The organism is Stenotrophomonas sp. AGC87 (assembly GCF_057333975.1).
The window spans coordinates 1-17,678 of sequence record NZ_JBHFHW010000006.1 but is presented as its reverse complement, the minus strand read 5'-3'; the positions used below and the strand labels follow the sequence as shown (position 1 = coordinate 17,678).

General features: G+C 67.8%; 15 protein-coding genes and 1 pseudogene. 4 read left to right on the top strand and 12 right to left on the bottom strand.

Annotated elements, in window-relative coordinates:
• The 9 genes and pseudogenes from ACE026_RS03225 to ACE026_RS03185 form a co-directional block, all read right to left on the bottom strand.
• Window positions 1-176, bottom strand: a pseudogene (locus tag ACE026_RS03225) (YbhB/YbcL family Raf kinase inhibitor-like protein); the annotation flags it as partial.
• A gap of 10 nt (window positions 177-186) precedes the next feature.
• On the bottom strand, window positions 187-2,256 hold the full coding sequence (locus ACE026_RS03220; protein ID WP_486037797.1) for a tetratricopeptide repeat protein: 2,070 nt from the start codon (window positions 2,254-2,256) through the stop codon (window positions 187-189).
• A 61-nt stretch (window positions 2,257-2,317) separates the two neighbouring features.
• Window positions 2,318-3,313, bottom strand: a complete 996-nt coding sequence (locus ACE026_RS03215; RefSeq protein ID WP_486037821.1) for a YheT family hydrolase — start codon at window positions 3,311-3,313, stop codon at window positions 2,318-2,320.
• A gap of 56 nt (window positions 3,314-3,369) precedes the next feature.
• Window positions 3,370-4,161, bottom strand: a complete 792-nt coding sequence (locus ACE026_RS03210) for a lysophospholipid acyltransferase family protein (protein WP_121043987.1) — start codon at window positions 4,159-4,161, stop codon at window positions 3,370-3,372.
• 181 nt (window positions 4,162-4,342) lie between these two features.
• Window positions 4,343-4,780, bottom strand: a complete 438-nt coding sequence (locus ACE026_RS03205; protein WP_313211213.1) for a hotdog fold thioesterase — start codon at window positions 4,778-4,780, stop codon at window positions 4,343-4,345.
• A 25-nt stretch (window positions 4,781-4,805) separates the two neighbouring features.
• Complete coding sequence (locus ACE026_RS03200; RefSeq protein WP_486037795.1) at window positions 4,806-6,872, bottom strand: phospholipase D family protein; 2,067 nt, start codon at window positions 6,870-6,872, stop codon at window positions 4,806-4,808.
• Window positions 6,869-7,426 carry a YceI family protein gene (locus tag ACE026_RS03195; protein ID WP_486037819.1) on the bottom strand — a complete coding sequence of 186 codons (558 nt, stop codon included), beginning with the start codon at window positions 7,424-7,426 and terminating at the stop codon, window positions 6,869-6,871. The genes ACE026_RS03200 and ACE026_RS03195 overlap by 4 nt, the downstream gene beginning before the upstream one ends.
• A 42-nt stretch (window positions 7,427-7,468) precedes the next feature.
• Window positions 7,469-7,945 carry a SixA phosphatase family protein gene (locus tag ACE026_RS03190; protein WP_121043976.1) on the bottom strand — a complete coding sequence of 159 codons (477 nt, stop codon included), beginning with the start codon at window positions 7,943-7,945 and terminating at the stop codon, window positions 7,469-7,471.
• Window positions 7,946-7,958: 13 nt separating this feature from the next.
• Window positions 7,959-8,591 carry a ParA family protein gene (locus ACE026_RS03185; RefSeq protein WP_486037792.1) on the bottom strand — a complete coding sequence of 211 codons (633 nt, stop codon included), beginning with the start codon at window positions 8,589-8,591 and terminating at the stop codon, window positions 7,959-7,961.
• A 132-nt stretch (window positions 8,592-8,723) separates the two neighbouring features.
• Between ACE026_RS03185 and ACE026_RS03180 the strand changes: the two genes are divergently transcribed.
• Window positions 8,724-10,208, top strand: coding sequence for an AAA family ATPase (locus ACE026_RS03180; RefSeq protein ID WP_486037790.1), 1,485 nt, complete (start codon window positions 8,724-8,726; stop codon window positions 10,206-10,208).
• A gap of 10 nt (window positions 10,209-10,218) precedes the next feature.
• Here the strand turns inward: ACE026_RS03180 and ACE026_RS03175 are convergent, their stop codons facing one another.
• The 3 genes from ACE026_RS03175 to ACE026_RS03165 all read right to left on the bottom strand — a co-directional run bounded on the left by ACE026_RS03175 (window position 10,219) and on the right by ACE026_RS03165 (window position 12,615).
• Window positions 10,219-11,136 carry an AEC family transporter gene (locus tag ACE026_RS03175; protein ID WP_486037788.1) on the bottom strand — a complete coding sequence of 306 codons (918 nt, stop codon included), beginning with the start codon at window positions 11,134-11,136 and terminating at the stop codon, window positions 10,219-10,221.
• A 124-nt stretch (window positions 11,137-11,260) separates the two neighbouring features.
• Window positions 11,261-11,899 (bottom strand): tetratricopeptide repeat protein, encoded by a 639-nt coding sequence (locus ACE026_RS03170; protein WP_486037786.1) that lies wholly within the window; start codon window positions 11,897-11,899, stop codon window positions 11,261-11,263.
• Between the two features lie 92 nt (window positions 11,900-11,991).
• On the bottom strand, window positions 11,992-12,615 hold the full coding sequence (locus tag ACE026_RS03165) for a DUF938 domain-containing protein (protein ID WP_486037784.1): 624 nt from the start codon (window positions 12,613-12,615) through the stop codon (window positions 11,992-11,994).
• A 144-nt stretch (window positions 12,616-12,759) separates the two neighbouring features.
• On the opposite strand from ACE026_RS03165, the gene ACE026_RS03160 reads away from it, so the two are divergent.
• The 3 genes from ACE026_RS03160 (at window position 12,760) to ACE026_RS03150 (ending at window position 17,510) form a co-directional block, all read left to right on the top strand.
• The gene (locus tag ACE026_RS03160) at window positions 12,760-14,388 is read left to right on the top strand and encodes a TldD/PmbA family protein (RefSeq protein ID WP_486037783.1); all 1,629 of its coding nucleotides are present in this window, start codon (window positions 12,760-12,762) and stop codon (window positions 14,386-14,388) included.
• Between the two features lie 132 nt (window positions 14,389-14,520).
• Window positions 14,521-16,155 (top strand): TldD/PmbA family protein, encoded by a 1,635-nt coding sequence (locus tag ACE026_RS03155; protein ID WP_486037782.1) that lies wholly within the window; start codon window positions 14,521-14,523, stop codon window positions 16,153-16,155.
• A 20-nt stretch (window positions 16,156-16,175) separates the two neighbouring features.
• The gene (locus ACE026_RS03150) at window positions 16,176-17,510 is read left to right on the top strand and encodes a TldD/PmbA family protein (protein ID WP_486037780.1); all 1,335 of its coding nucleotides are present in this window, start codon (window positions 16,176-16,178) and stop codon (window positions 17,508-17,510) included.
• Window positions 17,511-17,678: the final 168 nt, after the last annotated feature.

Here is a 17,678-nt window from a genome sequence, read left to right as displayed (position 1 = left end):
GGCCGGGGCGCCACATCCGGGTCGATGCACAGCAGCGCGAACGAACGGGTACCGGCCGGCACGTCGTGCCAGGCCAGCTGCGGGTTGCGGTTGGGCGCGAAGCCCTCGGCGTTGCCGGCCGCGAACGTGGCGGCGATCGGCTGGCCGTTGGTGATGCTGTCACTGCTCAGATGCATACCGGTCTCCTCACGCTTCCGGGTAGCCCAGGCGCACTGCGACCGAGGTCAGCAGCGCGAAGGCCGGGCCCATCACCTCGCGATAATCGCGCCAGTGGCCGGGGGCCATGCGGGCCGGGCCAAGCGTGGGCGCCGGCGGGAAACGCATGCCGAACAGGTTGCCCAGATGCTGGGCCATGGCCTGCGCGTCGTGCCCGATATCGTCGATGCGCACCAGCGCGTTGGGGTACAGATCCTGCTCGTGCAGGGTCGCGATCTGGGCGAGCGAGCGCGCCAGCCACTCGGCCGCTTCATGCACCGAGTTCACCGCGAACGGGGCCGGGGCACCGAAGGCGATCCACTCCAGCAGCATGTCGCGCGGATCGCGCAGGGCGATGATCAGGCGGCCCTCCGGCAGCTGCGGGCGCAATGCCCAGAGCAGCGCGTTGTCCCACCACAGCAGCCAGTCGATCACCGCGCCGTCCTTGAGCCCCCGTGCCGGCAGCTGCTCCTGCCACTGGGCGACCAGTGCCTCCGGCGTCAGCTTGCCGGTCGAGAGATCCTGCAGGGTGTGATAGCTCTGGAAGGCATCGTTGGGCGGGTTCGGTCCGAAGCGGTCACCGCGGATCACCGGGCTGGCCGCGGCCATCGCGGCGACCACGCGTTCCACGCCCGAGCCCGGGGCACCCCAGACGAAGATCGGCGCGATCGCGTTGTCTTCGGCGACCGGCGCCAGCTCCGGCCAGCTCAGCGGGGCCTTGGCCTGCGGCGGCAGCGGCAGGCGCTGCGGTGCCTCGGCGGCATGCAGGTCCACCCAGGTGCGCAGAGCATCGTGGTACTGGCCGGCACGGTCCTGGACCGACCCCAGCCAGGCACGCAGGGAGGACCTGGCGCCCTCGGGCGCACCATCGTGCAGGGCCTGCACGCGGGCGATCGCGGCGGCCGGGTCGCGCTTGAGCAGGCCGTCGACCAGTCGCACTTCGCCCGAGACCCGGCCCGGCTCCAGCGCGACGATGCGCTCGGCCACGGCTTCAGCCGCGTCTTCTTCGTTGTTCATGTCGTGCAGGCGCAGGCGCGTCTCCAGGGCCGGCAGATGCTCGGGCATGGCCTGCAGCCAGCGCTCGCCGACGGCGACCGCTTCCGGGCTCCCCACGGGCTCGACGGTGAGGCGCGCCATCCACAGATCGTGGATCTCAGGATGGTCGGCCAGCGTCGCATCCAGCGTCTCCCGGGCCTGCTGCTCGCGCCCCAGGCGCTGCCAGGCCATCAGCAGCAGCTGCAGCGTGTGGCGATCGGATGGCCACTGCGCCAGCACCGGCAGCAGGTGCTCGAGCGCCTGCAGCGGTTGCCCGGCCTGCAACTCCAGCTCGCCGGCCAGGCGGCGCATGGCCGGGCTGTCGCCGGCCGGCGTCGCCAGCACCTGACGCATCATCTCGGCGGCCACGTCCACGTGGCCCTGGCGCAGCGCCAGCTGCACGATCAGGCCCTGCAGCGAGGTGACGCTCGGGTTCAATTCCAGTACGCGGCGGAAGCACTGCTCGGCGAACGCCAGCATGTCCTTGCCCATGTAAGCGAAGCCGAGCGCATACAGCACCCGCGAATCGCCCGGCAGCGCTTCGCCGGCGGCTGACAACAGGGCCAGCGCGCGATCCACCTCGCCACGGCGCAGCGCGACCATACCCGTCAGCGCGGCCAGCTCCGGATGATCCTCGTCTACGCGGGTGGCCAGCCGGGTCAGCCGATCCGCTTCATCCACGTCGTTGCGGGCCAGTGCCAGATGCGCCTGCATCACGTAGGCGGACAGTTCGTTGGGATTGAGCTCGGCGGTGCGGTCCAGTGCCGAGCCGGCCGCATCGAACTGGCGCAGGGCCAGCAGCAGGCCAGCCTGCTGGAGGTGCAGGTCGGCGTTGTCCGGGGCAAGCGTCAGCGCCTGCTGCAGGCTCGCCAGCGCGTCATCGAACTGGCCTTGCTGCTGCAGCGACAGCGACAGCCAGCGGTGCGCCTGCGGCTGCTCCGGCTCGGCCGTGGTCCATTCGCGCGCCAGCTGCACGGCATCGTCCACCGCATTGCGGCGCAGGGCTTGGAGAATCTGGTCTTGCATGACGGTCCGAACTCGAGGGCAAACCCCGATTGTAGCGGGGCCGGCCGGCCAGAACGGCCTGTCAGGCGGGGGTATTCGCCTCGATCCGCAGCCGCTGGGCCACCCAGCGCTCGGAGAAGCCATCGCCGCGCCAGTTTTCCAGGAAGCCGCAGTGGCCGCCCCACGGGGCGATCTCCAGGTGGGCATGGGCCGGCAGACGCCAGCCGTTGAAGGTGGCGAACGGGATCACCGGATCGTCCTGGGCCATCAGGATGTCGGCCGGCACCTGCAGCCCGGCCAGGCGATCACCCGCGATGGAGTAGCCATCGAAGTAGGCCTGCAGCGAGCCGAACTCGGTGTGGTGCTCGACCAGCCAGGCGGTCAGCGCGCGGATGTCCAGCTTGAGCACGCGGTCGTCCCAGTCGCTCAGCTCGGGGAACAGATCGCGCTTGCGGCGCAGCGAACCAGCCCATTTACGCCGGAAGTACCAGTCATACATTGCCGGGCCGTTCTCGATGCTCTCCATCGTGATCGCCGGGTCCAGCACCGGGCAGACCGAGGCCACGCGGCGCAGCGGCACGCCGGCCGCGGGCGCACGCAGGGCCAGGCGGAGCACGAAGTTGCCACCCAGCGAGTAACCGGCCGCGACCAGCGGCAGCTCGGGCCAGCGCCGGGCGATGTCGCCGGCGGCCCGCACCACTTCATCGATGCGGTTGGAGTGGAAGATGCCGGGGTTGAGGTGGTGGGTGTTGCCGTGGTCGCGGAAGTTCAGCCGCACCACGTCGTAGCCCTCCTCCAGCAGCCGCGCGGCGGTCATGCGCATGTAGCTGGATTCGGCACTGCCTTCCCAGCCATGCAGCAGCAACGCCATGCCGATCGGCTGGCGCCCCTGGATATAGCTGTGCCAGCCCTGCAGGCGGACGCCTTCGCCGCCATCGAGAATGAGTTCGTCGGTATGTGCGCCGGTGGCCGCAAGCAGCACCAGGCCGCGCTGCATGCGCATCCGGCTGGAGCTGAGCATCGACTGCAGGTGCGGATTGCGCAGCCAACGCGGGGGGTGATAGTCGGCAGCGGTCAACATGGGCGCGAGCCTGCTCCCGGCCGCGACGCTGGCGTGTGAAGGAACACCACCGCTTACTCGGCGGACATGGCCGCCAGGATGCGCGCACGCGAGGTTTCTGCGATGCGGCGACGGCCTTCCAGATCGTGGGTATCAATGGGCGCGAGGAAGTGCACCTCGGCCCGCCGTGCCGGCTCTCCCAGCAGACGCAGGAAGTTGGCGAAGAAGCTCTCTTTCGGGCCGAACGCGACAATGGTCTGCGCGTCTCCGCGCCAGCCATACCGCAACGCGACCGGCTGGATCGGGACCTGGGTCTCGACCGCGGCCTGGAAGATGCGCGCATGGAACGGCCCGACTTCATGGCCACCGCGGGTGCGCCCTTCGGGGAACACGCCGACCGCCTTGCCTTCGCGCAGGCGCACGACCATTTCCTGCATCACGCCGCCCAACGATTCGGTGCTGCCACGCTGGTGGAAAATGGTCTGCCCACGCGCGGCCAGCCAACCGACCACCGGCCAGCCGGCGATCTCCTGCTTGGCCACGAAGCCCATCATCCGCTGGCTGTGCAGCATCGAGATATCGACCCAGCTGACATGGTTGGCCACGAACAGCACCGCGCCCGGCAGCGGCGTGCCGATCCGGTGCAGGCGGAAGCCGAAGATCCACATCAGGCCGGCCGACCAGGCGTTCACCGCCGCATGTTCGAACGTGCGCTCGCCCACACGCACACGCCCCCACGGCGGCAGCATGGCGATCAGCAGCATCGGCAGGAACAGCAACAGGTGGACCAGCAGCAGCGGTACGCGGTACAGGTAACGGCACACACGCGCCACGCCGCCACGTGAGGCCGGAGTGGGGGAATTCATCCGCGAACGATACCCGAGCGCCGCAGGCTCTGCCAGCGGAATCCGGACAAATCGATGGCGTGCGCAAGCCAGCCGCCGCAAGCCGTCAAGCCAACGGCCACCGGCGGCACAACGGCCATCCCCACATGCGCCGGCGCACTGTCGTGGGCCACGCAACACAGCATCCGTGCCATGCGCGCGATCAGCCCGGGCGCACGGCGGGCACCACCGCCAGCGTCAACCGCGAGGTACAGACCAGCTTGCCGGCCTCGTCCTCAATGCGGATGTCCCACACCTGGGTGCTGCGCCCGACATGCACCGCGCGCGCGGTGCCGGTCACCGTGCCGGCGCGCACGGCGCGGATGTGGTTGGCATTGATCTCCAGCCCCACGCAGACCTGCGCGGTGGTATCCACGCACAGGTTGCCGGCACTGCTGCCCAGGGTTTCGGCCAGCACCACCGACGCCCCGCCGTGGAGGATGCCGTACGGCTGGCGGGTGCGTTCGTCGACCGGCATGGTCGCGCTGATCCAGTCCTCGCCCGCGGCGGTGAACGCGATGCCCAGGTGCTCGATGAGCGTGTTGCGGCTGAGCGCGTTGAGCGCTTCGATGGACACCGCGTCGCGGAATACCTGGGACATGCAGCTTCTCCGTGGGGTTGCAGACTTACAGAATCGGAACCAGCCCGGCGCCGAAGGCGGTGAGCATGCGCACCAGCAGCCACTTCGGCCCGACGTTCACCTCGGGGAAATCCCCGACGGCGACATAGCAGGTGTGGAAGGCCGGGTCCTGCCGCTTGAGCGGCTCCGGGCACGCGGGCCCTGGCTGGAATTCGTAATCGGTGGCGTAGCGCCATGGCCAGAAATCGAGCACCGGCAGCGCCTCGGAGGCCTTGCCGACGCTGTAGTTCAGGCCGGACAGCACCGGCGGCTTGGCACGCGGCGCGACCACCCAGGAGTTCTGCGGGTGGATGTCGCGCAGGATGCTCTGCGCCAGCGCCTCGGCGAACACCGGGTCATCGATGATCACTGCGCCTTCGGTGTTGTAGTTCTCGCTGCGCGGGTCGAAGTTGTGCGTGCCGATCACGCCGATGCGGCGGTCCACCACCATCGACTTGGCATGCAGGCCCATGCGCGCACCCTTGCGGGTGACCGGCAGCGGCTTGTTGACCGCCTTGGTGCCCAGGAACGAGGGCCGGGTTTCGGCGCGCAGCACGCGCCGCTCGACCACGCTGCCATCGGTCCGCCGGCGCGCGGCTGGCCCCGGCGTGGGCTGGCGCGTGGCCTGGGCATCGCGGCCACTGTCCACATCGCTGCCGGCATCACGGCCGCGGCGGGCGTCGGCACTGCCGCTGCCGCGCGCATTGCTGCCGGCCGCACTGCCGCCAAGCAGACTGCTGCGCTTGCCCTGTGACGGCGGCGCCTCGGTACCCAGCGGGGCCGGCAGCAGGTTGCGGTAGTCGACCGGTGCATCAAGCGGGAACGGCTTGAACTCGTAGATGTTGAAGCCGAGCTCACGCAGGTTGCGGCGCTTGTACTTGTAGGACAGCGCGTAGACGATCGGGTTGTCGGTGGCGGCCAGGCTGTTGCTCGAGACCACCACGCGCGGTGCGTGCTCGCGCTTGCGCAGGTCGCGGAACAGCCGCTGCGCCGGCTTGGACAGCACCAGGTAAGGGGTCTGCAGCAGCACTTCGGACTGCGCGCTGGCGATCAACGCATCCAGTTGCGGTTCGGTCACGTGCTGGCCGTTGACCGGCTGGCTGGCGCGTTCGCGGCGATGTTTGCGTGGCAGGTCCGCGACGTACTGCACCGAGGCCACCGGCAGAGCGGTATCGACGAAGGTACGCCGCACGAAGTCCGGATCGTCGGCTTCTTCGCTGACCCGCTCGACCCGCTCCGGGCGCCGGAAGTCGGCCGGCGGCATGGCCGGTACGCCCTGGCGGAGCAGTGTTCGCCCCACATCGTTGAGGCGTTCGGCCGGCACGCTGCGCGGCGCGCGCCAGAAGGCATCGAAGTTGGCGGCCATCTCGCGCACTTCCGGGCCGGCCACGATCACGTCGCGGTCGCGGAAGTTGTACTCACTGTCCCAGTCGTAATAGTCGTCCTGGTAATTGCGCCCACCGACCACGCCCAACGCATCATCGACCACCAGCAGCTTGTTGTGCATGCGCTGGTTGAAGCGGCGGAAGCAGCAGACCACGCTGGCGGCGTAGTCGAAGTAGTTCAGGCGTGCCTTGCCGAAGGTCGGGTTGTAGACCCGCAGTTCGAAGTTGGCATGGCTGCCGGACAGGGCGCCGAGAATCTCCAGATCGGAGATCGCCGAGAGCTGGTCGATCAGCACGCGCACCTTGACCCCGCGGCGGGCGGCCGCCTGCAGTTCGTCCAGCACCAGCCGGGCGCTGTCGTCCTTGTCGAAGATGTAGGTCTGCAGGTCGATGCTGCGCGTGGCGCTGCGGATCAGGTTCAAGCGCGCGACGAGGGAGACTTCCCCTTCGTCGAGGATGGTGGCGTAGTGGCGCGGCTGGCCGGCGTGGGATTCGGCGAACGCACGGCCACCGAGCGCACGCAGCGGTGAATCCAGCGCGCAGCGGTCCGGCTGGTCGCAGTCGACCACGGTCGAACGCGCCTGCACGGCGATGCCGGCCGCGCGCTCGCGCTCGGCGTTGGACAGCGAGGCACAGCCGCTGCCCAGCAACAGCGTTGCCAGCACCAACAGACGCAGCAATGGGTTCACGGTTTCGGCGCCTCGCTCAGACGCGCACGCAATACAAAGGTCACTCGATCACTCAGGGCAAGCTGCCAGCTGTCCATTCCATACCGGCCACGTTGGACGGTACCGCGGCTGACCACATCGCAATCATACCCGGCCCGGGCACAGGCCGGCGGCTCGACCCGCAGGGTCTCCGGGTGGCTGACCCCGCGCAGGATCAAGCGGCCTTCAATGGCACCGCCCTTGTCCACCACCTCGGGCCAGTAGGGCAGCGAGTCGAACTCGACCACCGGGTAGCGGGCCGAGTCGAAGAACTCTTCGCCGCGCATCCAGCCGGTGTAGCGGGGCTTGCCGGGGATTTCCACATAACGGGTGAACATCCGCAGGTGCACCTGGTGGCGGCCGTCGGAGAGCACCTCGATGTTGCCTTCAAAGCGCGGGAACACGCCCTCGATGCGCTGCCCCAGCCGCGTCCGGATCTCAAACCCGAAGCGCGAGCTGGCCGTATCGAAGGCCAGGGCATGGCTGGTCGGAGCCGGTACCGACGACGGCGGGGCGGCATACACCGCCCCTGCCATCAACAGCAGCCCGAACCACGCCGCGCGGACTGCCCACACTGCTTACGGCCACCAGAAGGCGGTCAGGCTGGCCACGCCAGGCTCGATGGCGGCCTCACGGTCGAAGGCCAAGACTGCGATCCCGCCCGGCGGCATGCCGCGGTAATCGCTGCTGGTGCCCTCGCTCATCAGGGCCACCAGTTGTTCCAGGCCGGGGTTATGGCCGACCACCAGCAGGCGGTCCACATCGCGGCGCGCATCGATCAACCCCATCAGGGTGCCGGGGGTGGCCTCGTAGACGGCGTCCTCCAGCCGCTTCTCGACGAAGCCGGTGATGCCCAGGACGGCTTCCAGGGTTTCGCGGGTCCGCCGCGACGGCGAGCAGAGCACGCAGTCCGGCAGCAGATTGTTTTCCTTGAGCCAGCGGCCGGCGGCCTCGGCTTCGGCCAGACCGACCGGCGACAGCGGGCGGTCCAGATCGGCCTGGCCGGTGCTGGCGGTTTCAGCATGGGCGTGACGCAGCAGTATCAGTTCTCGCATGGGATCTCTCGTGTCAGGCGTTCTTCAGCCACTTCAACAGCGGCTCCCAGTCATTCTGGTGCTCGCGCACCTGGGCCGAGCGGTAGTCGAACAGACTCCGTCCAAGCCCGACCATCACCACATAGCTTTGGCTGTCGCGCAACTGCGCGACGACCTCATACGGCCAATCGGCCAACATCTGTATCGCCTGTTGCGAGGTCTGCGTCCAGGGTTTGGTGCGGTTTAGCACCAACCCGACCGGCAGGCTGCGGTTGTGGACGCGGGGCACGCGCGACAGGCTGTTGAGGAAGCCGACGATGGCTTCGATATCCAGCGCGGAGGGCAGCACCGGCACCACGACGGCGTCGGCCGCATCAAGGAAATGCGGAATATCGTCGGCCATCGCACCGGCCGGGGCATCGATGATGACCTCGTCGGTGCCCTCGGGAACCAGTCGTTCCCAGCTCTTTTTGCGGTACACATCGATCGGCAGCACGGCGCTTTCCAGAACCGAGCGGCGTTGCGCCCAGCGGGTGCTGGAGCCCTGTGGATCGGCATCGGCCAGGACGGTCCGTTTGCCTTCCAATGCCGAATGCGCCGCCAGGTGGGTGGCGACGGTGGTCTTGCCCACCCCGCCCTTGGAACCGGCCACCAGGATCGTCTTCATGCAAGCCTCGCTTCCGGGGAACGTTCCCGCAGCCTACACCGGCGCCTGTGACGGAGATAGTCGCAGCGCTGAACCAGAACCGACGGCCACGGCTTTGCTATCGTGGGTGGTTCCAATGGACTGACCGCCAGCATGAGCGAACTACAGGACCTGAGCGCGCTGATCCGCGCCAACACCCCGCTGATCATCATCGAGACCCAGGATGAGGGCCGGGTGGTGGAGCTGTTCCGCCAGACCCTGATGCATGTCTGGCGTGCCCTGCACCGCTGGTCGATCACCGAGGGCCTGCGCCGGATCGACATGGACCGCGAGGACGACCCGGTCGGCCCGCCCGATGCCAGTTCGGCCCTGCAGATGATCCGCCAGGCCGAGCAGCGCGGCATCTACCTGCTGCTCGATTTCCACCCCTACCTGGGCTATGCCAGCCACCAGCGCGCCCTGCGCGACCTGATCCAGCGGCGGCATTGCCAGGCCCATGTGCTGGTGCTGATCGGGGCCAAGGTCGAGCTGCCGGCCGAGCTGGAAGCGCTGGCCACCCGCTTCAATCCGCGCCTGCCCGACCTCAACGCGCTGCTGAAGATGCTGCGCGAGGAAGCCGAAGCCTATGCCCGCGAGAACGGCGGGCGGCGCGTGGAGGTGGACAACGAGGCGGTCCAGAAGATCCTGCACAACCTGCGCGGGCTGAGCCTGGTCGACGCGCGGCGGATCGCCCGCCAGCTGATCTTCGCCGATGGCGCGCTCAGCCAGGACGACCTGCCGCAGTTGGCCCGGCTCAAGTTCGAGCTGCTCAACCGCGCCGGCCACCTGCACTACGAATACGACACCACCCGCTTTGCCGACGTGGCCGGTGCCAACCGGCTCAAGCGCTGGGTCAACCAGCGCCGGCCGGTATTCCTCGGCGGCGCGGGCCCGGCCGGCCTGGACCCGCCCAAGGGCATGCTGCTGCTCGGTGTGCAGGGCTGCGGCAAATCGATGCTGGCCAAGGCGACCGCGGCCGGTTTCGGCGTGCCACTGCTGCGGTTGGACTTCGGCAGCCTGTACGACAAGTACCACGGCGAGACCGAGAAGAACCTGCGCGACGCACTCGCCTCGGCCGAGCAGCTGGCCCCGTGCGTGCTGTGGATCGACGAGATCGAGAAAGGCCTGGCCAGTGGCGGCGAAGACGGCGGCGTGTCGCGCCGCGTGCTCGGCCACCTGCTGACCTGGCTGGCCGAGCGCAAGAGCACGGTGTTCATCGTTGCCACCGCCAACCAGGTGCATGAACTGCCGGCCGAGCTGCTGCGCAAGGGCCGTTTCGACGAGATCTTCTTCGTCGATCTGCCCGATGCCAACACCCGGGTCGAGCTGCTGCGCCTGCACCTGGGCAAGCGCCAGCTCAATGCCGACGACTTCGCGCTGCCCGCGCTGGCGGCCGCGGCGGATGGCTTCTCCGGTGCGGAGATCGAACAGGCGGTGGTCTCGGGGCTGTACGCCGCGCATGCCGAATCACGCGTGCTGGATACCGACCTGCTGATGCAGGAGATCCGCGGCAGCCGGCCGTTGTCGGTGCTGATGGCCGAACAGGTCACCGCGCTGCGCGAGTGGGCACGCGGGCGCACCGTCAGTGCGGACGAATGATCCGCGCGCATCATGCCGCCAGGCGGTGCAACACCCACACCCACGCCGGCAGCGTCACCAGCGACAGCAGGATCCCGTAGCCAACCAGTGCAGCGGCCAGGCGCGGGGCCAGGCGATGTGACATTGCCAGCGCGGCGGCGGTGATCATGGTCGGCATCGCCGACTCCAGCACATTGGCCTGCAGCATCGTGCCGTGCAGGCCGAACGCCCAGGAGATCGGCAGCGCCAGCGCCGGCATCACCAGCAGCTTCAGCAGCAACCCGATGCCCAGCGGCTTGAGTTCATCCAGTGGCAGCCGCAGCTGGATGGAGAAACCGACCGCCAGCATCACCAGCGGCAGCATCGCATCGGCCAGCTGCTTCAGCCCGGTGCCGATCCAGGTGGGCGGCTGCTCCGGCATCAGGGTCAAGGCGAACAGCAGCGCCCACAATGGTGGGAACTTCGCGATCCGCAGCAGGATCTGCGCGGCGGTCGGCGGGGTGTCGCCGCTGTAGCGCGCGATCACATACAGGCCGAACGTGGACAGCAGCACGAAGGTGCCGAACTGGTCGTAGACCACCGCATAGGGCAGCGCGTGATCACCGAGCAGCGCGCGCACCATCGGGTAGCCGATGAAACTGGAATTGGCCAGCGCCACGCAGATCAACAGCACCGCATGCACGTCGCGGGCGAAGCCGAAGACGCGCGTGGCCAGGCTCACCGCCGCGAGCGTGCACAGCATCAACAGCCACGGCGTGGCGACCAGCCCGATCAGGCTGATATCCAGATGCAGCCGGGGGACGTAGATCAGCACCGCCGCCGGCAGGCAGACGTACAGCACGATGCGGTTGAGTACATCGGCAGTGTTGTCCGGCAATGCGCGCAGACGCGAGAACGCCATGCCCAGGCCGAGCATGGTCAGGATGAGAGCGAATGCATCGAACGCCATCGCGACAGCCTAGCCGAATCGCCCGCGCAACCGGCCCCGACCATGGTCGAAGCCGGCGCCTGTACTGCGATCAGGGCCTGTCCGCCGGCACGGCCAGGCCCGCGGAATCACGGGATCGAAGGGTTCACGGCCAGGCCGGCGGCTTTTCCGCCCACGCCTGTTGGATCTCGGCCAGCGTGCTGCGTTCGCTGTCACGCCAGCCCGGCAGCAACGCCGCATAACCGTCGGTCCCGCTCCATTGCTGCGGCTCGGTGCGCACCGCTGCGGCATACCACTGCACCGCGTCGTTCTTGCGGCCCAGCGTCCACAGGGCCAGCGCGTAGGTCGGCGGTACCCACGACGGGTTGCCCCGCATCCCGCTCTGGGCCGTGGTCCACTGCGCCAATGCCGCCTCGGCTTCGCCCAGGCGGAACAGATCCCAGCCGTAGTTCCAGCGCACCGAACGGGCCTGCACCGAACTGGCGGCCGCGTTGGCCGCCGCCTGCTCGTACAGGCTGCGCCCGAGTTCCGGCCGCCCCTGCGCGATCGCCACGCCGGCCAGTTGTACGGTCGCCTCGAGCGCCTTGCGGCCGCGTTCGCGCTGTTTCATCAACTGGTCGACCAGGTCCCCACTGCTGCCCGCCACCACCACCATCGGCGTAGCGGCCACGTCGTTGTCGAAGTAGAACTCCTGCACCGCCGGCAGCGATTGCGCCGACACATTGAACACACAAGCCCCCATGGCCAGCATCACGCCGGCCAGCATCTGTCTTGCAACTGCCATGCAAACTCCCCCAGGTTGTCACAACAACCTCCCCTCCTGATCCTAACCGCAGCGCACGCCCGGCACCAAGCGCGGCCGACCAACGGTCGGTTCTACCCGGCGCGCCGCCAGACCCGCAGGCGGTTGTTGGCCGGCATCGCCACGTCCTCGGCCAGCTGCAGGCCCACCCCGGCCGCCAGTGCATCCACCGCTTCGGCATCGCGGATGCCCGAGGCCGGGTCCCGCGCCTTCAACCACCCATCGAACTGGCGATTGCTGTCGCTGCTGTAGGCACCGTGGGCGTTGAACGGACCGTAGACGCACAGCACGGCGTCCGCGGCCATCACGGCAGGCAACCCGGCGAACAACGCCTGCACGTGCGCCCAGCTCATGATGTGCAGGGTATTGGCAGTGAACACCGCATCGAACGCCAGCCGTGCGTCCGGCAGCGGCCCCAGCCCGGCCACGGGCGACAGCTCTGCCTGCAGCGGCCACGGCGCCGGCGTATTGGGCAGGCCGGCGGCCTGGAGCCGGGCGGCGATGCCGGGCAGGTGATCGGGATGATCGCTGGCCTGCCATTGCAGGTGGGGCAATGCCGCAGCGAAGTGTTCGGCATGTTGGCCGGTGCCGCTGCCGATCTCCAGCACCCGATGGCGGGCGGCGAGGTGGCGCTGCAGCACCGCCAGGATCGGTGCGCGGTTGCGGTCGCAGGCCTCGGACCAGCGTATCTGGCTCATCGGAATGTCACATCGGCAGGGAATCGATGTCCATCCAACCATGACCGCAGTCACTTGTGCCACTACGCGATGCCACCGAAAGTCGAAGACTTGTCCAATGTCGGGGGCCTGCGTGCCGTCGGCCGTCCTTGGGGGATGTGAGCTGTGCAACGTCGTGAGTTTCTAGCGCTGTCTGGAATGGGCCTGGCGGGCCTGGTACTGCCGCATGGCCGGCTGATCGCCGCCGAGCAGCTGCTCGAGCCGGGTGATGTGGGCCGCCGCAAGGCGCTGGCCGAGGCTGCGCTCGCCGCCGCCAAGCGCGCCGGTGCCAGCTACTGCGACGTGCGCATCGGCCGCTACCTCAACCAGGCGGTCATCACCCGCGAGGCCAACGTCCAGAACGTCACCAACAGCGAGTCCTCGGGCATCGGCATCCGAGTGATCGTCAACGGCGCCTGGGGCTTTGCCGCGACCCATCTGCAGACCCCGTCCGCGGTGCTGGCCACCGTCGAGCAGGCCGCGGCGATCGCCCGCGCCAACGCCGGCATCCAGACCCGTCCGGTGCAACTGGCGCCGGTCACCGGCGTGGGCGATGTGAGCTGGAAGACCCCGATCCGCAAGAACGCGATGGCGGTGCCGATCAAGGACAAGGTCGAGATGCTGCTGTCGCTGAACGCAGCTGCGCTCAATGCCGGGGCCGACTTCATCAACTCCACGCTGTTCCTGGTCAACGAGCAGAAGTTCTTCGCCTCCAGCGATGGCTCCTTCATCGACCAGGATGTGCACCGCATCTGGCTGCCCTTCACCGCGACCGCGATCGACAAGGCCAGCGGCAAGTTCCGCACCCGCGCCGGGCTGTCCTCGCCGATGGGCATGGGCTACGAATTCCTGGATGGCGAGGCGCGCGGCAAGATCGCGCTGCCGGGCGGCGTGGTCGCCTACCGTGATTCCTACGATCCGGTGGAGGACGCGATCGCTGCGGCCCGCCATGCGCGGGAGAAGCTCAAGGCGCCGTCGGTCAAGCCGGGCAAGTACGACCTGGTGCTGGACCCGTCCAACCTGTTCCTCACCATCCACGAAAACGTCGGCCACCCGCTGGAGCTGGACCGCGTGCTCGGTTACGAGGCCAACTACGCCGGCACCAGTTTCGCCACGCTGGACAAGCGCGATGCGGGCTTCCGCTGGGGCAGCGACATCGTCAACTTCTTCGCCGACAAGACCGCTCCGGGCAGCCTGGGCGCGGTGGGCTACGACGATGAAGGCGTGAAAACCAAGCGCTGGGACCTGGTCAAGGACGGCATCCTGGTCAACTACCAGGCCACCCGCGACGAGGTGCATATTCTTGGCGAGAAGGAGAGCCACGGCTGCAGCTATGCCGATTCGTGGTCCAGCGTGCAGTTCCAGCGCATGGCCAACGTGTCGCTGGCGCCGGGCAAGGCGCCGCTGAGCGTGACCGACATGATCAAGAACGTGGAGAACGGCATCTACATCCACGGCCGCGGCTCCTACTCGATCGACCAGCAGCGTTTCAATGCGCAGTTCGGCGGCCAGCTGTACTACCAGATCAAGAACGGTGAGATCACCGGCATGGTCGAGGACGCCGCCTACCAGATCCGCACACCGGAGTTCTGGAATGCCTGCAGCGCGATCTGCGACGAGCGCGATTTCCGCTTCGGTGGTTCGTTCTTCGATGGCAAGGGCCAGCCGGGCCAGGTCTCGGCGGTCTCGCATGGCTCATCGACCACGCGCTTTGATGGCATCAACATCATCAACACCGCACGCAGCTTGGGATGAGCCTGTTCCCGCTCCGTGCCGAATGTCACTACCGCGGCGCCGGTACGGCCGCAAGAATCGGCTGTGCCGCCGCGGCGGTCGCCCTGATGTCGCTGTTTCCCTGCCACCCCCACACCGACGTGGAGAGCTGCCTTGCAAAGACGTGACTTTCTCGCCCTGACCGGGCTTACCGCTGGCGGATTGATCGTGCCGTCGTTCTTCGGCAAGGTCATTGCCGCCGAACAACTGCAGAGCGCACTCGATCCGGCGCTGAAAAAGCGCCTGGCCGATGCCGCCCTGGCCGCCGCGCGCCAGGCCGGTGCGACCTACTGCGATGTGCGTATCGGCCGCTACCTGCGCCAGTACGTGATCACCCGCGAGGACAAGGTCCAGAACGTGGTGAACACCGAATCGACCGGTGTGGGCATCCGCGTGATCGTCAACGGCGCCTGGGGCTTTGCCGCCACCAACCAGCTGGGCACCACCGATGTGGCGCGTGCCGCGCAGCAGGCCGCGGCGATCGCCAAGGCCAACGCCGGCGTGCAGACCGCCCCGGTGCAGCTGGCCGCCGCACCCGGCGTGGGTGAGGTGTCATGGCGCACCCCGATCCGCAAGAACGCGATGGACGTGCCGATCAAGGAGAAGGTCGAGCTGCTGCTGGACGTCAATGCAGGCGCGATGGGCGCCGGCGCCAGCTTCATCAACTCGATGCTGTTCCTGGTCAACGAGCAGAAGTACTTCGCCTCCACCGATGGCTCCTACATCGACCAGGACGTGCACCGCATCTGGGCACCGATGACGGTCACCGCCATCGACAAGAGCACCGGCAAGTTCCGCACCCGCTCGGGGCTGTCCTCGCCGATGGGCCTGGGCTACGAGTACCTTGATGGCGTCGGCACCGGCAAGGCGGTCTCGCCCAACGGCGTGGTCAACTACCGCAACTCCTATGACATGAAGGCCGATGCGATCGCCGCGGCCAAGCAGGCGCAGGAGAAGCTCAAGGCACCGTCGGTGAAGCCGGGCAAGTACGATCTGATCCTGGATCCGTCGCACACCTGGCTGACCATCCACGAGTCGGTCGGCCACCCGCTGGAACTGGACCGCGTGCTCGGCTACGAAGCCAACTACGCCGGCACCAGCTTCGCCACGCTGGACAAGCGCGAGCAGCATTTCCAGTACGGCAGCGACAAGGTCAACATCTTCGCCGACAAGACCCAGCCGGGCAGCCTCGGTGCGGTCGGCTACGACGATGAAGGCGTCAAGACCAAGCGCTGGGACCTGATCAGCGAAGGCAAGCTGGTGGATTACCAGACCATCCGCGACCAGGCCCATATCCTGGGCAAGACCGAGTCCGACGGCTGCTGCTATGCCGATTCCTGGTCCAGCGTGCAGTTCCAGCGCATGGCCAACGTCTCGATGGCGCCGGGCAAGACCAAACTGAGCGTGGCCGACATGATCAAGGACGTCGAGAACGGCATCTACATCATCGGCGACGGTTCGTTCTCCATCGATCAGCAGCGCTACAACGCGCAGTTCGGTGGCCAGCTGTTCTATGAAATCAAGAACGGCCAGATCACCCGCATGCTCGAGGACGTGGCCTACCAGATCCGCACGCCGGAGTTCTGGAATGCCTGCACCGCCGTGGCCGATGAAAGCGACTACCGCCTGGGCGGTTCGTTCTTCGATGGGAAGGGCCAGCCCGGCCAGGTCTCGGCGGTCTCGCACGGTTCGTCCACCGCGCGCTTCAACGGCATCAACGTCATCAACACCGCGCGCAGCCTCGGCTGACCGGTCAGGAGCCCCAATCCATGAGTATCTTCACCGAAGCCCAGGCCAAGGCCATCCTCGACAAGGTCATCGCGCTCTCCAAGGCCGATGAGTGCACCGCCGTGCTGGCCGGCTCGATCGACGGCAACATCCGTTTCGCGCTCAACAACGTCTCCACCAGCGGTATTGTCGACAACACCGAACTGGCCGTCACGGTCGCCTTCGGCAAGCGCGTCGGCACCGCCTCGATCAACGAGTTCGACGACGCCGCGCTGGAACGCGTGGTGCGCCGTGCCGAAGATCTGGCCCGCCTGGCCCCGGAGAACCCGGAGTTCCTGCCGGCGATCGGCAAGCAGACGTACCGGTCCAGCCCGCCCTTCAGCGAATCCACCGCAGCGATCGACCCGGCGTTCCGCGCCAAGGTCGCCGCCGACTCTATCGCGCCGTGCCGTGGCAACGGCCTGATCGCCGCCGGCTTCCTGGAAGATGGCCAGAGCTTCCAGGCCACCGCCAACAGCAACGGCAACTTCGGTTACCAGCGCGGCACGAACTTCGATTACACCTGCACCGTGCGCACCGAAGACGGCCGCGGCTCGGGCTGGGTCGGCCGCAACCTCAAGGATGCCGCCGATTTCAAGGCCGACCAGGACATCCGCATCGCCATGCGCAAGGCCACCGAATCGGCCGAAGCCAAGGCGTTGGAGCCGGGCAAGTACACGGTGATCCTGGAGCCGGCGGCCGCGGCTGGCCTGATCAGCTTCATGATGAACTTCTTCGATGCGCGCTCGGCCGATGAAGGCCGCAGCTTCCTCTCCAGGAAGGGCGGCGGCAACAAGCTCGGCGAACAGGTCTACGACCCACGCGTGACCATGGTGGCCGACCCGTGGCACCCGGAGGCGGCGGTGCTGCCGTGGGACAACGAAGGGCAGCCGCGCGAGAAGCTGGACATCATCAAGGACGGCAAGATCGCCAACCTCAACTACTCGCGTTTCTGGGCGCAGAAGCAGGGCAAGACCGCCAACGCGCGGCCGGGCAACCTGCTGATGGCCGGTGGCGACAAGAGCACCGCCGAGCTGGTCCGGGGCACCCAGAAGGGCATCCTGGTCACGCGCACCTGGTACATCCGCATGGTCGATCCGCAGACCGTGCTGCTGACCGGCCTGACCCGCGATGGCACCTTCTACATCGAGAACGGCCAGATCAAGCACCCGGTGAAGAACTTCCGCTTCAACGAGTCGCCGGTGATCATGCTCAACAACATCGAAGAACTCGGCAAGCCGGTGCGTGTGGCCGGTGACGAGTCCAGCCTGGTGATGATGATCCCGCCGATGAAGCTGCGCGATTTCACCTTCACCTCGTTGTCCGACGCGGTCTGATGAACGGTCGCGACGGCCACCGGCCGTCTCTTGGTCTGGCCGGTGACACCCGGGAACGTGCGTGGCGATGAACCGCGCACAGTTCCTGCGCCTGATGCTGGGCAGTGCCGCCTTTGCGGCATTGCCCGCGCCGGCACGCGCCCAGGCCGGGCGTTACGACTTCTGGTT

Excerpts from the sequence above, each read along its gene's own strand:
- ACE026_RS03220 (WP_486037797.1), bottom strand. The coding sequence starts at position 2,256 with ATGCAAGACCAGATTCTCCAAGCCCTGCGCCGCAATGCGGTGGACGAT.
- ACE026_RS03210 (WP_121043987.1), bottom strand. The coding sequence starts at position 4,161 with ATGAATTCCCCCACTCCGGCCTCACGTGGCGGCGTGGCGCGTGTGTGC.
- ACE026_RS03205 (WP_313211213.1), bottom strand. The coding sequence starts at position 4,780 with ATGTCCCAGGTATTCCGCGACGCGGTGTCCATCGAAGCGCTCAACGCG.
- ACE026_RS03195 (WP_486037819.1), bottom strand. The coding sequence starts at position 7,426 with ATGGCAGGGGCGGTGTATGCCGCCCCGCCGTCGTCGGTACCGGCTCCG.
- ACE026_RS03190 (WP_121043976.1), bottom strand. The coding sequence starts at position 7,945 with ATGCGAGAACTGATACTGCTGCGTCACGCCCATGCTGAAACCGCCAGC.
- ACE026_RS03185 (WP_486037792.1), bottom strand. The coding sequence starts at position 8,591 with ATGAAGACGATCCTGGTGGCCGGTTCCAAGGGCGGGGTGGGCAAGACC.
- ACE026_RS03180 (WP_486037790.1), top strand. The coding sequence starts at position 8,724 with ATGAGCGAACTACAGGACCTGAGCGCGCTGATCCGCGCCAACACCCCG.
- ACE026_RS03175 (WP_486037788.1), bottom strand. The coding sequence starts at position 11,136 with ATGGCGTTCGATGCATTCGCTCTCATCCTGACCATGCTCGGCCTGGGC.
- ACE026_RS03170 (WP_486037786.1), bottom strand. The coding sequence starts at position 11,899 with ATGGCAGTTGCAAGACAGATGCTGGCCGGCGTGATGCTGGCCATGGGG.
- ACE026_RS03165 (WP_486037784.1), bottom strand. The coding sequence starts at position 12,615 with ATGAGCCAGATACGCTGGTCCGAGGCCTGCGACCGCAACCGCGCACCG.
- ACE026_RS03150 (WP_486037780.1), top strand. The coding sequence starts at position 16,176 with ATGAGTATCTTCACCGAAGCCCAGGCCAAGGCCATCCTCGACAAGGTC.